Here is a 15,732-nt window from a genome sequence, read left to right as displayed (position 1 = left end):
GCTTCCCGTCATCGCGCGGCCCCCGGTTGGACGCGAAATGGCGCGGGCCCCGAGCTTTGGGGAACGATCTCCCACGGCTGCCCTGACGTGTCTGAGAACAACAACCTTGCACTCCCGAGGTAGCGCTCGCTCACGAGTGCAGCGCGAGCGCGTTCGATCCGGGCAAAAGCCGCCTCGCCGATTTCCGTGAACGAGCCAGAAGAGCCGTCGAAATTGAGCAAAGCCTCTCGGGCGACTTTAAGATCAATTGGGAGTCGCGCAACGATCCTCGTGGCGCCACCCGTGCTTGTTAGCCTCAGCTCCGCGGAAAGCGTGTCGCCATCGGCCACTAGTTCGAGGCGCACATCTCTTTCGAGAAGCGAGACCACGACGCAGTTCGCAGGTAAGGTGCTTCCCAGTTCCACCGTGCGAGGACGAAATGGAGCAAGGTTGAGCTCGTTCTTGCCTGGTAGGACGAGATTGTTCAGCCCAACCCGGAGAGAACCGCTCGGCCTATTGCTTAGCGCGGCTTGGTGCTCGCGAAGCCATCCCTGGATGACACCCTTGTGTGGTAACCAGCCGAGGGCGAGCCCTGCTTGGCGCAGCAGCAACACGGCTCGCCACTTTCTCACCAGTTGAGCCCTTGCAACGGCTTCCGCGCTTTCGCCAAGCTCCTTTACGATTTCTCCAGGCACTACGGCGTCAAGTCGTTCTTCGATTTGGGAACTCGCCTCGTCGATCCAGCCTTGCAGAGTTGTGATTTCCGCGGCGGGCGGCGCGACGTCCATGGCTTCTACCATGTCCAGGATCTTGGCACGGATCCCGTCCCAAGAATCCACGTCTCGCGCCGGGTCGATGAGGTTAAATGCCTGCTCGAAGGCGCGGACGCGCGGCGCGTCGTGAACGCCGCGCATCGTAGTTGCGACGACACGATAGGCTCGCGGCTCCGTAAGCGGCCTCCGCCGGGGCCACGCGATCGTGTCAGTCACGGGGAAGAGATTCGCGTAGATGCGATGGCTCACGAGCTCGGCAATACTTTGCGAGTTTCCGCTGCTGGCCTCGCGAACCTTGCGTTCGACCCACCTACACGGATGCTCGTTAGTGAGCCAGCTTGGCTCTGGCGTGCCAACAAGTGCGAGCCCCAAGTGGCCGAGCAGATCGCGGTAAGTTAGCCGGCGGCCACCCGCTAACTCCGCTGCCCTAAGTATATCTAGAAACCGGTCGCCCAGCCGGCCATGGCGAAGCCAGCGCGCGTTTTGCGCAAACGGACAATATTCGTACGCCTCGCAGGGGGATGTCGAACCAGGGGTCCGGCAGCCACCACCGTTCCATTTTTCCTCGGCTACGACCGTTTGCGCGAGATCCCCGCCGATCGTGTCGGCCCGGGACGAGATGTTATCCGATAGGCCCCCAAGCGGCTCGTAGCGGGCGGGCGTCGCTGGGGACGTGGTAAAATCGATAGATCGTGCGCTTGGTCCCGGCGTCGGTTCGAGCAGCGATAGAGCGTCGAGGAAAACCGCGTGCACGATGATGTCGTGGCCAGCGCCGTGTTCCTTTAAGCTTACGGCGAGCTGTCCGTAAAAAGGGGACGCCGGGCTAACCGGGACAGTGGGTCGCACGTGGTTCCGCGGTGGGCTCCCGGTGCCCCGTGGGTCGGCAAGCCATCGAATGATTTCAGCCGCGGCGCTCGAGGGCACACCAGCACCGCCGGCGATCTCCAGCGCCCTACATTCCTCGACTAGGATGCCGCGATTGACATTCGCGAACATCACGAGCGCCGCGTCGACGCTGAACAGCTTCTGAACGCCATCGCGGACGTCAAGAAACAACGAGCCGGTGCGACGTTCGCCGACGGCGTCCATCCGTGGAACGGAGGCGTCGTTTACGAACGCAATCTGCAGCCCGGGTACGACCTCCGCGCCCTGGCCTGGCCAGGTCTCGGGAACGGTCCGCGGCGCCGGCTGCCCGGCTTGCCGGGCAGGCAAGGTAACCTGGAGAGCGCCCGACAGCGCGCGCAACGCCTCGGATTTTCCGTTACCGGGGCCTCCCACCAGGAAGCACCACTCCAGGGGCGCGCCAACAACAGAGGGTTGCCAAGCCGCGTAGACGTCAACAAGCCGATTGAGCACGTCTTGAACGCCGGCTGGAAACTTGCCCTTGATTTCCGCTAGAGCTGTTGACGGCCCTCCCGTGTCTAGGGTCGGCACCGCGACGGTGCCGCCTTGGCCGTAGGAATGTCTCAGCAGGTATTCGACGACGGGGTTCGTGCAGTAAGCCACGCTAGGCCGCCTCGCTCCTCGGAGGGCAGGTCTTCAACCTGGATGATACGAGTGTCGCCTTTAGCACTGCTCCAAACAGCTCGGCAAGCAGCGGCGGGACCGCGTTGGCCACCTGCGTGAACCTAGGTACCTCGCGTGCACGCCGATCTCCACCCGTCGTGTATTTTCCCTTGAATACGAACCAATCGGGAAACGTCTGCAGCCTCGCATTTTCCCGCACGGTCAGCGTTCGCGGCTCGGAGTAGTGAAGGAGGTCGTCCGGCAAGCTGGTTATCGTCGGCGCGGGTGTATCCGGGTTCAGCACGCGCAGGGTCGATTTTCCAACGCCGAATTCCCTTCGTTGCTCGGCATTAAGCTGGATGCCGAGGCGATTGCGTTTCTTCATCGCGGCGATGATGCGCGCAAATCGCCGGGCGATATCCGGCCGATGGCGCGCCAAGCGCGTATCGGAAGGTATCCCGGAATGTCCATCGCGCATCGCTTTCTGATAATTCGACAGTGGCCCCTTGTATCCAATGGACTTGAACCGTGGCGCTCCATCGCCTTCGATCAGGCCATTTCGGCTGATTTCTAGATCGGAAATCGCCTGCCTCGCCGTCGTGCAACACTTGAGGCCCTTTTTTGCGAGGAGGGCTTCCTTGCACGCCTCGAGCATTGCGAACGGCTGTTGAATATTTTCCGTTTCGAAGAACTCCTTCGAATATCCGATCAGTATGAATCGTGGTCGACTCTGCGGAATCCCATGGTCAGAGCAGCGGACGATCGACGTGAACACGTGATAGCGCTCCTCAAGCGCTCTCTCGATCGCTTCAGCGTAGGATTCGCGTTTGTCGTCGGCTGCTGGCTTCGCCTGCTTGGAAGTGGCTTCTGTTTCCCCGAAGGGATACGTAATACCTTCGACATTTTCGAGGAGGATCAGCCGCGGCTGCACCATCTCGACTAGTGCGACGTAGTCACGAAAGAGCTGGTTTCTCGGATCGTGTGGCTTGCGGCGTCCGGCAGAAGAAAACCCCTGGCATGGAGGACCTCCGGCCAACAGGTCGATCGCGCCGCGAAGTTTGCTCAATTCACCGGCGTGCGTCTCTAAGAGCACTCGGATGTCCGACGCTTGCCGCGGCAGCCAACTCGGCCAGTCGAACTTGAAGACCGAGGTGGGTTGGAGAAAATTTGCCTCCAAAGTGGCGAACGCGAAGGCGTCCTTCTCCACGGCAAACATCCCACGCCAACCCGCACGCATCAGTCCGAGCGTGAGGCCCCCACAACCTGCGAACACATCGATGAATGTTGGCGCGGAAGCTGAGTGTGCCTGGCGCATCAGGGCGAGAATATCCTTACTGCGCAAAGGTATTCTCCTCGACCCGCCGCGCAACGCGGCAATTAACGCGAAACGCCCACAACTCCGTCACCTGCAAACCTCCGGTCCAAAAGCTTTCCCCACCGCCTTTCGACGGTAATTCAAATTGCTGCGGATGAGTTAATATTTGTGGCAATGCCGCAAGCCTATGATTGAGGCTGACAGCATTCTCGCTCAGAGGTAGATAGCGATGATCTCGCAACGGCATGCTGGCCTCCCGAGAACAAAGAAGGAACATTGCCCAGAACGGCCCGGAGGTCAACTTCGCGCACTCGTTACATGGCCGATTCGGAGGCCCTGACTGGGCCGCAAGCAGATGATACAATTACTCGGATGAAAGCTCAACCGTTCCGAGGAAATGTATCAAATCCCCACGCTTCGCAGCGGGAGTTGCTCTTAACCTTCCTACGGGCTCAAGGGATCGCTCGCTTGGCCGAGATCAGACGCAAGGGAATCACGGCAGCGACGGTTTCGCGGTCAGTCGATAGCGGGCATGTTACAAGGCTCGGCCGCGGTCTTTATCAACTAGCCAATGCACCTGCTGACCCCAATCGTTGTCTCGCAGCGGCAGCGAAGCGAATACCTAGGGGGGTGATTTGCCTTACGTCAGCACTTGCCTTCCACTGCATTGCCGATAAGTCACCGTGCCGCGTCTGGGTCGCGATCGGACCCAAGGATTGCAAACCACAAATCGATTATCCTGCCGTCCGTGTCGTCAGGTTTTCTAACAAGCTCCTTCGCGACGGCATCGAGGTCCACCAAATTGAAGGCGTCTCGGTATCCATTTCTAACGTTGCCAAGACCGTCACCGATGTGTTTCGCCATCGACGATCAGTTGGAATCGAGGTGAGCATCCGCGCATTGGGGGAAGCTCTTCGTCAGGGAAAGGCAACTCCGGCGGAGATATCGGATTATGCCATGCGAGGCGGAGTTTGGAGCACCCTTCGGCCTTACCTCGAGGCTTTCCTTGCTAGCGGCTAACCACGCTTACCATTTTCCCGCTACTTGCCAGGCTCGTGCTTTGCGTCCGCGACTGGTGGAGCATTTTCAATATAGACGTTCAAGAATGGATCGAACCGCCGACCGTTGCGATCGGTATAGTCAACGTGAACGTGGTTCGTTACGCCGGCCGACGCGTATTCATTCACGATGCTCAAGTCTGCTGCGTGGCCAATGATGGTCTCACCTGCCTTTACCTCCACGCCCTTTGCAATCGATGGTCCCGTCGAATGCCCTTATCTGGACGAAAAACGGTCCATTCTCGGCTGTACGGCCAATGCGCTCGACTTGCCCTGTCATTGTCGCCAGGACGGGACTACCAGCCGACATGAGCCAATCAGTGGCGCCGTGTAAGCCCATTTTTCTTCGTTGAAGGTAGCGGTTTCTGCAGTTCGGCTCCGGCATTCATGGTTGCCAGGAGCCACTTTAATCCGTCGCAGCGTGCCTGTACGATCCTTGGCATGCTGGAGCGAGAGAAGCCAAAGCCGATTAAAGCCACGGGATGGCCGCCTCCGGACCCGTCGCTCGTCTCATATATAGAAGCGGATCGCGACAAGACTCTCCAGGTCTACCGGATAAAGCCCGAGCTTATCCGGGAGCACTTCGGCACGGAGCAATCCGTGCTTTCGAGCGGCTATCGCTATCGCCAGGTTTTCGAAGTCGTTCAAAACGGCGCAGACGCCATCCTGGAAGAGACCGAGCCTGCAGCAGACGGAGGCAGGATACTCGTCAGAGCAACCGAAACGCATCTCTACGTTGGCAACACCGGCGCCCCCCTCAACAAAGATGGCATAATCGCGCTTCTAGGTGCTAATTCTTCCCGCAAGGGGAGAAACCAGATCGGCCGCTTCGGGCTGGGTTTCAAGTCGCTGCTGGCGCTCGGCGGCACGATCGACCTGTTCAGCCAATCGATCTCCATGCGGTTCGATCCGGAAGCCTGCCAGCGGACGATCGCTAAGGAATTAAAGCTTCCGCCCGAGGAGATGCCGCCCGGGCTGCGGATGGCCGAGGTAATATCCTTCGCCGATGAAGCAGAACAGGACGAGCACCTAGCGGACCTTGGTTCTTGGGCAACAACCGTTCTACGCGCGGAGATCAGGGCGGAAGGCCTAGGTGAACAGCTGCTTCAGGAGCTCAAGAACTTTCCGCGCGAGTTCGTACTGTTCTTGCCGGTCGAAGTGTCGCTAGAGCTGGAGCTTGGTGATGGGACATCGCGAACAATTCACCGAGAGCACGACGGCGACACCGTCATCCTTTACGAGGGCGACAACGAGGAGCGATGGCTCGTAGCTGAACGCGACGTTGCGGTAACCGACGCCATGCGCAAGGACGCGGGCGCGCTTCATGGCAGAAAGGAAATACAAGAAATACCGGTCATTTGGGCCACGCCGCTCGATTCCTCCGAGGACAGTGCTGGCAGGTTCTGGGCCTTCTTTCCGACGGACACGCGCAGCCGGGTGTCCGGCATTATCAATGCCCCGTGGAAAATCGACTTCGGCCGCTCAGCCCTCGTTCCGGGAGAGTTCAACACAGCGCTGATGAAAGCGGCCGCCGCACTCATCGTCGACACGATTCCTGAGCTCTGCCTATCGGATGACCCTGGACGGACACTAGATGCCCTGCCCCGGACGCTCGAATCAAAGGATGAGCCCGCTGCGCCGCTCGTCGAGGAGATGTGGACCTTGCTTGCCAAGAGCACCGTGGTTCCTGACGGTACGGGGAGCCTGCATTCCGTAGAAGAACTTTCACCGCATCCAACGGAAGATCAAGCGCTCGCAGAGCGGTGGCTCTCGGTTGTTAAGGCCGAAGACGCCCCCAGCGAAATCATTCATCCTTCTTGCATGAAGCGCCCTCGCATGTCCCGCTTGCGGGAACTTCGCTCCCGCTCCAAGCAGAAGCTGACCGAGCACGACTTATGCTGGTGGCTCGAGGCAGCATGCGATACAACTGTTCGGGCCGCGTCGGCATGCCTGACGCTCGTATCCGCGCTAAGCAACTCTACGGAGTGGTGGTCTTTCAGAGAGCCCATTCGCCAAGCCAAGATAGTTCTTGCGGACACTGGCGAGCTTGTTACCGCGCAAGACGCGGTCATCGAGGGAGTGACCACGAAGATTAGTGGGATCTACCAAGTTGAGCCTAAGCTGCTTGCCGATGCGGCATCGCGTAAGGCTCTCGTGGAGCTGCTCGCAATTAAAAGCCTCGACTACGACGAATGGCAGCGTCGCATACGACGGCTTGTTGGGAACGCGCGCAGCCAACAAGGAATGCGAGAGACGCTCGCTTGGAAAGCTGCGTGGAGACTTTTGAGAGCTGCACCGCCGACAGTATTTGAGGAACTCTCCGACCTCTTTGACCAGATAAGGATACAGTGCCTGGACAAAGGTTGGCGATGTCGGCACGAAGTTTTGCTGCCAGGACGCATTCTACTTGAACATGAGGCCGGTCAAAGCGCCAGTCTCCTCGTCGATTGTGAGTTTCACAAGGCGAACACATCGATCCTCAAACTGATAGGCGTCGCTGATGTCCCCCGCGACAGTTTGCATCAGTTCGATCATTCCAGCGCGCCGAGCGAATACGTCGACGCAATGCGGCAGTTGTATTGGCCTCATCTGAGGGACGACAGCCCGAATCCCCATACGCATCTGATCCGCATCATCGACGATTTTACAGCGCCGCATGGGTGGGAGCTCGTAGAACGGACAACTGGGCGCATACGGGCCCGCATTTCGCAATACTTTCTTGAGACAGTCGCGTTCGCCACAACTCGCCCCGTCACGTTCGGCCATAGATCACGGCCAGAGACCTATCCGAAAATCGATGTGGTCAATCCCGCGGCGTGGTCGCTCCTGAAACACGGAATCGTGGAAGCGCACGGCCAATCGATAAGCGTTGAGATGCTCGCTATCCAACTCGAAGGACTGCGAGCACTCGACAGTCATCCTTTCAAGAGATGGCGACGTGGCATCGAAGGCCTCGTGGCGTGCATTCCCGACAACGATTATTCGACCCTTCCTCCAAGGCCTAAGAAGAGAGCTGACCAGGAAGAGCGATCATTTTGGATCGCCCTATCTAAGCATTGTGAGCAGGACGACGTATCTGTGGAAGATTGTCGGGCCATTTATGAATGGATGGCGGAAGCAGGATGGTATCCGTCGACCGTAGGCACAGCGATCGCCAACGTAGATCTTAAGGACTGCTATGTGACGCAATCCTATACTCTGGCCGAGGCCGCTCGTGAGGCCGCCGTACCCGCCATTGTGCTCTCACCGAGCGCAGCCGCCATGTGGCTCAAGAACGGCGCTCAGGCCTTGGAAACTCAAATACGGATTGAGACTGCGTCCCAAGACGAAAGACCCGTGCCACTCATCGAGGTGGTGCCGGAGTTTGTTCAGGTTCTTGCGGATGAAGCGAAAGGCTCGGCGTTAGTAAGGTTCGTGGCGGGACTTGCGCTGAGTGTCGCGGGCACGTGCATCAAAAAGCCCTGCATCCTTGACGCGGGAGAGCTCTTGTTGGACCGACAACAATTCGACGAGCTTCCGTGGAAGACGCAAATGCGGTCACTCATAGATGAAGCCGTAAGCGCGAAGTGGTTCTCGGGCGATGCGACGGCGGCGCTCGACCAGCTCCTCGGACACAGTGTATTTCGTCTCCGTGCATCGGTGGCCGAAGGCCACGATCTTCTTGACCGGCTCCTTCGCGCGGTTCGCGGGAACTCAAGACAGTTGTTGGACAGCTTTGACCAAGGAACGCGCACGGCGATTTCCAATGTTATCGCGACTGACGCTCGTAGGCTTGCCCAGCTGGCACTCCACGTGCATGGGCCGGCAACGCTTTCCCATCTATCAGGGGTGCTCAAGGATAATGGGCTCGAGCCACCCGCCAGATGGGGCACGCAGGATGCACGGGATTTCGTGGCGGCGCTTGGGTTTCCTCCGGAATTTTCGGTCAGCCCGTCCCAGAAGCGTCCTTCGGAACTATCAGCATCCGGGCCTATGCCGCTCGGCGACCTGCATGCATACCAGGAAGATATCGTGACGGCGCTTGCTCCGATTATCGCTTCGCGCGGAGCTAAAGCACGCACCAAGGTAAGCTTGCCGACGGGCGCGGGGAAAACCAGGGTAGCGGTAGAGGCAGCAATTAAGCACGTGCTCGCGGCTAGGGCCGGCGATAAATACGTCCTGTGGGTCGCTCAAACTGACGAGTTGTGCGAGCAGGCGGTCCAGAGCTTCCGTCAAGTCTGGAGCAACCGTGGCAAGGACTGGACCGACCTTCGGATTGTGCGCTTGTGGGGAGGAAATCCCGACCCGACGCCGTCAGTGGATGACGCACCTACGGCTGTTGTAGCGACGATTCAAACGTTGACCTCACGGCTTGGGAAAGATCGTCTCGCATTTCTTAAAAGTTGCGCGTTAGTCGTCATTGACGAGTCGCACCACGCGATCACCCCGAGTTATACGCAGCTACTGGACTGGTTCCTTCCAGAGGAGACAGTTGATGCTGACGAGAACTTACCTCCCGTGATCGGATTGACGGCGACACCGTTTCGCGGCACGAACGAGGAGGAAACGAAGTGGCTCGCGAACCGGTTCGGGCGAACCGTGATACCTTCTTCGACGAAACAGCCCGAGCTGTATGACCAGCTGCGCCGGGACGGCATTCTCTCGGCGGTCGAAGCTGAACCGCTTCCCTACGACGCTCCCTTTGCGTTTACGCCAGACGAACTGGATCATTTTCTTCGCTTCAGCGAATTTTCCGACAGCGCGCTTCGACGACTGGCCGACGACCGCGATCGCAACAACCTAATCGTCAATCGCGTTAAAAAAGCTGTTCAAGACGGGCCCGTCCTGCTTTTCGCAAACTCGGTTGAACACGCTCAGCACCTGAGCGCCAGGCTATGCCTCGCGGGCGTGCCAGCGGCATCTATCTATGCTGATACCGACTCGGGAGTGCGACAATATTTTATCCGCCAATTCCTCGACGGCCGCGTCAAGGTGCTCACCAACTACCAGGTCCTTGCGACCGGCTTCGACGCGCCGAAGACAGCGACGATCCTCATTTCGCGTCCGGTATTCAGCCCGGTGCGCTATATGCAAATGGTCGGCCGCGGACTTCGAGGGCCCAAGAACGGCGGCACTGAGACTTGTAAGATAATCACGGTGGTGGACAATCTCGTGCAGTATGGAGACCGCCTCGCCTATCATTACTTCATGCGTCATTATTCATAAAAACAAGTGCTGGGGGCACACAGCTCTCGCTTTCAGAACAGTTGAAGGGGCCCTGGGTCTCTGAGTCATAACTAGCAAACGCCTGCTGCATTCGAACCAGCTTCTCACGACGAATGGTGCTCTCGCGGCAAGCTGGCAGACGGTCCCACATGCAGGTTTCCCAGCGACGGTTGTGCCGTTGCTCCGCGGTTGCATCCCCCCAGCGCGATAGGCATAGTTCATCGCGGAAAGGGAGGAGGCAATGACATGGCACGTCACCGCGCGCATGGCGTGGCACGACCGGGGATGGGATGGGCGGGTTTGCGACGATCCTGCCGCCAATAGCTATTGCGTCGGCAGTCATTCGCTACTTTCGGACCGGCTTGCCCGCGAGAAAAGGATTCAGTGCGAGCGGCCGGGCGCGGCGCTTGACGCCGATCTGCCCGACTACCAACCACCCTGCTTCTGGACCTCGTGCGCCTTCGCGCCTTTAGCGACACGGACACTGCATCGGCATCCCTTCCCGCAGTATCGGGACGAGAAACAGATTGCCGACGAACTACCCGCCAATTCGATCTACACTTGGCCCTTCCGGCTCTCGATCACCCACGATAGTTTTGATCAGCATGGCCAGTACTTTCCCGACCTTGATGACCGGATCAGACGCTATACTGAGCGGCTCAAGGGTGGACGATCGCTGGTCTTCTTCTATCTCAATTACGACAATCCGGTCTCGGCCGACGAGTACAAATATGCAGTGGTCGGTTGCGGGCGCCTGACCGACATTTCGGACAGCGGCACCTTCCCTTTCAACGCCAGCGAACTCGCCGAGTTGCGCGGCGCGTCCAAGCATATGAAGAATTTCCCGAGTCTTAACTGGGCGCTCAGGCTCAGCCATCAGGGCGCGGTGGTGCTACCCTATCACGCTTATCTCAAGCACATTGAAACCCACCCAGAGGATGAAGCTAAGCTTGAGGAGATTCGCGTGCTCATCGACGAGCCAGCGCTCCTGCCGCGCTTCAAGTATGTCTCCGAGCAAGTGCATGACGATCATGCATTAGCGCTCCTATATAAGCTGCGCCGCTCGCTCGAGCGGGCGCAGTCTCACGGAATCGCGGATGTTAACGACCAACTCGAGCGGATTGAGGGCTTCATCGCCGACTGTTGGGCCGATCGAGGTCTTTATCCAGGGCTCGGAGCGGTGGTTACCGCCCTTGCGGACCTCGCACAGGGAGAAGTCCAACTGGAAGGGGAGGATGGTCATGTACTTGTTGCCGCGGTCAAGTCGACGCTTGCACCAGGCGCTGACCTTGCCGATGCAATGTTTGAGCTCTTGGCGGGAAAGGGTGCACCGCCCTCATCTCTGGCCGCACATAAGCGCATAATCCGGAATGCGCGGCTTGGCTTTCGCGATCACGAGGCACGCGAAGCACTGCTGCGTAAGCTCGCGCTGTTCACTCTCACTTCGCGCCAGATCGGGCGAATCTTGTTTCCGAACGCTGACGATGTGCCGGCCTTCGGCTATCTCTCGCTAAGCGACAGTGACATCGCCGCCAACCCTTATCTTCTGGCTGAATCGTATGTTCCCGTGACTTCCGATGCGGCCGAAGAACGCGCAGATCTCGACCGCGAACAACGCACCGACAGTGCAATCGACTATGCGGTCATCGACATCGGCATGTTTCCGGATGACGATCATCTAGAGTCACATGACGTCCTGCACGATTTGACAGTCGCCGGCCCCGAACGCCTTCGCGCTTTTGCAGTCGAGGCGCTGCGCGCTGCCGAAGCGCTCGGTCACAGCTTTGTTTCGAGCGCGGCACTCGCCGCGCATGCCGCCGAACACCCGCTTTTCTATCGTGATAAGCTTACCGTCGGCGAAGCACAACTCTTGTCATCCCGACACCTTGCGCATTTCCGTGAGCGACTTCATATCGAAATCCACGATGGCGAGCATTTTTTCTACAGGCAGCCGACGTGGAATGCTGAGCGGATCGTCGTGCGTTTCGCGACCGATCGGATAGGCCTGCCGCCACTCAAAGCCGACACTAGTTGGCTCGATGGCTATCTTACAGATGAAGCCCAGATTTTGCGCAGCGTCATCCCGGATTTCGACCGCGACGGATTCCTGAATGAGCGCAGAAGACTGATGGGCGGCGCGCTCACCCAGCGATTCTACTGCGCGACGGGGCGGCCCGGGTCCGGCAAGAGCCAGGCGATCCTACGCCTTCTCGCCGAATTCGACGCACTTGGCGAGGCGACCGTGGTGCTCACGCCCACGGGCAAGGCCGCCCTCCGGCTCAACCACGAGCGTCCAGCGGGCGCGACCTGGGTCGCAGAGACCATCGATCGCTGGATGTGGCGCTCGGGCCTATCGGCATATGGCGGCGACGAGGCCGATCTTGGCGCGATGGCCCGTGCCGACCGGTTTAAAACGTTCGACAATCTCATCATCGAGGAAACCTCGATGGTTGATCTGTTTCAAATGGCCTTCATCTTCCGCGCGATTGAAGTGCATCAGCCGACGCTCACCAAGCGCGTCATCCTCGTCGGCGATGAGAACCAGCTGCCGCCGATCGGTTGCGGCAAGCCGCTCCAGGACATCCTTGGTCATTTGCGCAGCGAGCCAGCGCTCGAATCCGCCAATCATGTCCGGCTCGTGGCCAATTGTCGGCAGCAGCATGACACCAAAGTCCTGGAAGCGGCACATCTATTCGCTGGCTGCAACCGGTATCACAGTGAACTTTTCGACGCTATGTGCCAAGGTGGCCAGATCAGCCCGTTCCTTGACGTGCGTTACTATGGCAGCACCGAAGAGCTTCGGGCGGCGATTGACGCCTTCATAACCCGGGTGCTCGACGAGGCGGTGCCCGGCCACGCGGACCTGCCGAGAGAACAGGCTTTTAACCTGCTCCTCAACCTCTTCGAGAATGGCAGCGTGCGCGGGTTCAAATCCGACAGTCTTGCCCTTGATCGCGCGCAGTTGCTATCGCCTTACCGCGGCGGTCCAAGTGGAGCGCTCGGCCTTGGCACCCATATTCGCGAGGTCTGGCGGGCGGATGTGCGCGAACAGCCGCGGCGTCAAACCGACGGCTTTTACCATTCCGACAAGCTGGTCCGAATCAGCAACCTGTATCTCTGGAATAAGTCGACCCGAACCCGCGAATTGCGGTTGTCTAACGGCTCGATCGGCGTGCTTTCGCGCACAACCAAGCATGGCTGGCAAGGTTTCTTTCCGGAAAGCGCCTGGTCTATCGACTGGAGCCGGATGGATGAGGAGGATTTTGAGCTCGCGTATGCGCTGACGGTGCACAAGGCGCAAGGCAGCGAGTTTACGGAGGTGCTCATGGTAGTGCCCGAGCGGCGCGCCCTGCTTTCAAGGGAACTGCTCTACACGGCAATGACCCGTTCCAAGGGTCGCTTGACCTTGCTCGTCGAGAAATCTGAACGCGCAAATCCGCTTCGGATTGCACGCGACCGCTCGGTGCTCGCGACACGCAACTCCTCGGTGTTCGCCGCACCCTTTGATGCCGCGCGGTTGTTCGAGCCTGAGCCTGGAATCCGAGTGAAATCCAAGATCGAATACATGATCTATTCGAGCTTGGTGCGCGCTCGCGAGGCCGGCCAACTAAGCTTTTCTTATGAGGCGCCGCTTGAGCTACCATTCGGAGAGCGCAAGGTAAGCGTCCGGCCTGATTTCACTATTCAGGTCGGTGGCAAGACCTTTTATTGGGAGCATCTCGGTATGCTCGATCGGCAAGACTATGCCCGCGATTGGCGCGAGCGACGACGTGCCTATCAGGCCGCAGGACTGGAAGACGCGTTACTCACGACTGATGATGCCTCCGGCGTCCACGCGGATGCACTTACTGGGGTAATTGCAGATCTCGCGGCCGCGCTGCTTGCTGGTCGCGCCGACCTTGGATTCTCGGCGCACCACTATCCACTCTGATCGACTTACAAACGCGCTTAGTGGATCACCTGAATTAGCGCGGCGGTGTTCGCCAACGTTCGTCGCCGCTTATTCGACCGATATTCGACGAGTTCTGGGGGCAAGTTCTAAGTTGTTGAAATGACTGGCGCTCCCTAGGGGAATCGAACCCCTGTTTCAGCCTTGAGAGGGCCGCGTCCTAACCGCTAGACGAAGGGAGCGTGAGGTGAACCGCATAGCCTCGAAATCGCCGCGCCGCAAGACGGGGGATGCAGAATTTGTGGGGGCGGGCGGAGGAGAGAGTCCCCGTGGGGACCCCCACCCCCGACCCCTCCCCGCAAGGGGGAGGGGAGTTCACTGCCCGGGTGGTGAGGGAAGTGGTCATCAATGGGGATGGAGTCAGGCGGCCGCGACGGCGGTGGGCTCCCTCTCCCGCTTGCGGGGGAGGGTTGGGGTGGGGGCGCCACGTCGCCGGTGCCAATGGAGAGAGTTCCCCCACCCGCATCGCATCTTCGATGCGATGCGACCTCCCCCGCAGGCGGGGGAGGCGCTGACTGCCCGCGGGCGGGGAGATGGGCCAAAGTCAAAAAGAGAAAGGGCCGAAATGGCCGCCGAAACCGCCCTGCCCCCTTACGGCTCCACCGCGAAGCGGAGGCGGCCGGTGGGTTTCAGGGTCTTGGCGTCGAAGGTGCGGATCTCGGTGGTGCCGCCCACATCGAGCGTCACCGCCAGGCGGTCGCCGGCGGTGCCGGTGGCGACGATGCGGGCGCCCTTCGGGAGCATGGCGGTGAGGTCCGGGCCCGAAGCTGTGCTTCCATCGCCGCGGAAAAGGCGGTAGCCGATGGCGACCAGAAGCACTGCGATCGCGATCGAGGTGGTCACGCCCGCGATCATCATCATGCGCCGCAGCCGCGCCATCAGCTGGGCCTGCTCGGGCGAGGACGGCTCGGGCGCAACGGTAGAGTTCATGGACATCTCGACTTCACAATCCCACGGTCTGATGACGGTCACGGTCGCCGGCGACGAAGGCTCGCCGCGGCTCGATCGCGTGCTCGCGGCCAGGCTGCCGGAGCTGTCGCGGTCGCGGCTGAAGGCGCTGATCCTGGCCGGACAGGTGTCGCTCCGTGCCGAGGCGGTGCGGGACCCCGCTTATCACGTCGCAGCCGGCGACACGATCACAATCGACGTGCCGGAGGCTGTCGCCGCCGAGCCCGCCGCCGAGGCGATCCCGCTGAAAATCATCTACGAGGACGACGACATCGTCGTCATCGACAAGCCGGCCGGCCTCGTCGTGCACCCCGCGGCCGGGCACGAGACGGGAACGCTGGTGAACGCGCTGATCGCGCATTGCGGCGCCAGTCTTTCCGGAATCGGCGGGGTCAAGCGGCCCGGCATCGTGCACCGGCTGGACAAGGACACCACCGGCCTGATGGTGGTGGCCAAGAACGACCACGCCCACGCCTCGCTCAGCGCGCAGTTCGCCGATCACGGCCGCACCGGCGCGATGGAGCGCGGCTATCTCGCCTTCGCCTGGGGGGTGCCGCACCGGCCGCATGGCACCATCAATGCGCCGATCGACCGGCATCCGCATGCCCGCGACAAGATGGCGGTGCGGCCCAAAGGCCGCGAGGCCATCACCCATTACGAGGTGCAGGAGAGCTTTCCTGGCCGCGACGGCAAGCCGGTGGCGTCGCTGATCGCCTGCCATCTCGAGACCGGGCGCACCCACCAGATCCGGGTGCATCTCGCCCATCTCGGCCATCCGCTGCTCGGCGATGCCGTCTATGGCCCGCACTTCAAGACCAAGGCGAACCAGCTCGCGCCGGCGGCGCGGGACGCGCTCGCGGCGCTCGGGCGGCAGGCGCTGCACGCCTATCTGCTGGTCATCGAGCACCCGCGGACGGGAGAAATAATGCACTGGGAATCGGAGCTGCCGGAGGATCTCATGCTTTTGAGAGACGCCCTGCGAGCGGCGCTATGACGCAG

At 60.2% G+C, this 15,732-nt stretch carries 8 protein-coding genes and 1 tRNA gene; 4 read left to right on the top strand and 5 right to left on the bottom strand.

Features of this window, described 5'->3' with window-relative positions:
- Positions 1 to 8 precede the first annotated feature (8 nt).
- From QX041_RS24695 to QX041_RS24685, 3 genes are read right to left on the bottom strand one after another with little or no spacing between them, the layout of a single operon-like run.
- The gene (locus QX041_RS24695) at positions 9 to 2,258 is read right to left on the bottom strand and encodes a hypothetical protein (RefSeq protein WP_316166796.1); all 2,250 of its coding nucleotides are present in this window, start codon (positions 2,256 to 2,258) and stop codon (positions 9 to 11) included.
- Position 2,259: 1 nt separating this feature from the next.
- The gene (locus QX041_RS24690) at positions 2,260 to 3,600 is read right to left on the bottom strand and encodes a DNA cytosine methyltransferase (protein ID WP_316166795.1); all 1,341 of its coding nucleotides are present in this window, start codon (positions 3,598 to 3,600) and stop codon (positions 2,260 to 2,262) included.
- Positions 3,590 to 3,820, bottom strand: a complete 231-nt coding sequence (locus tag QX041_RS24685; protein ID WP_316166793.1) for a hypothetical protein — start codon at positions 3,818 to 3,820, stop codon at positions 3,590 to 3,592. Before QX041_RS24685 ends, QX041_RS24690 begins: the two co-directional genes overlap by 11 nt.
- A 71-nt stretch (positions 3,821 to 3,891) precedes the next feature.
- Between QX041_RS24685 and QX041_RS24680 the strand changes: the two genes are divergently transcribed.
- From QX041_RS24680 to QX041_RS24670, 3 genes are all read left to right on the top strand, one after another.
- Positions 3,892 to 4,593, top strand: a complete 702-nt coding sequence (locus QX041_RS24680; RefSeq protein ID WP_316166792.1) for a type IV toxin-antitoxin system AbiEi family antitoxin domain-containing protein — start codon at positions 3,892 to 3,894, stop codon at positions 4,591 to 4,593.
- 479 nt (positions 4,594 to 5,072) lie between these two features.
- Entirely contained in the window at positions 5,073 to 9,836 is a 4,764-nt protein-coding gene (locus tag QX041_RS24675; RefSeq protein ID WP_316166791.1) for a DEAD/DEAH box helicase, read from the top strand.
- A 241-nt stretch (positions 9,837 to 10,077) separates the two neighbouring features.
- The gene (locus QX041_RS24670) at positions 10,078 to 13,767 is read left to right on the top strand and encodes an AAA family ATPase (RefSeq protein ID WP_316166789.1); all 3,690 of its coding nucleotides are present in this window, start codon (positions 10,078 to 10,080) and stop codon (positions 13,765 to 13,767) included.
- A 125-nt stretch (positions 13,768 to 13,892) separates the two neighbouring features.
- Here the strand turns inward: QX041_RS24670 and QX041_RS24665 are convergent.
- Together QX041_RS24665 and QX041_RS24660 are read right to left on the bottom strand one after the other, a co-directional pair.
- Positions 13,893 to 13,967 (bottom strand) — tRNA-Glu (locus QX041_RS24665).
- A 409-nt stretch (positions 13,968 to 14,376) separates the two neighbouring features.
- Positions 14,377 to 14,715, bottom strand: a complete 339-nt coding sequence (locus QX041_RS24660) for a hypothetical protein (protein ID WP_315718294.1) — start codon at positions 14,713 to 14,715, stop codon at positions 14,377 to 14,379.
- 31 nt (positions 14,716 to 14,746) lie between these two features.
- Between QX041_RS24660 and QX041_RS24655 the strand changes: the two genes are divergently transcribed.
- Complete coding sequence (locus QX041_RS24655) at positions 14,747 to 15,727, top strand: RluA family pseudouridine synthase (RefSeq protein WP_316166935.1); 981 nt, start codon at positions 14,747 to 14,749, stop codon at positions 15,725 to 15,727.
- The last annotated feature ends 5 nt before the right edge of the window (positions 15,728 to 15,732 follow it).

The sequence above is a fragment of the Bradyrhizobium sp. SZCCHNRI2009 genome (genome assembly GCF_032485115.1).
Lineage (GTDB): Bacteria > Pseudomonadota > Alphaproteobacteria > Rhizobiales > Xanthobacteraceae > Bradyrhizobium.
This window is presented reverse-complemented; position numbering and strand designations above follow the sequence as displayed.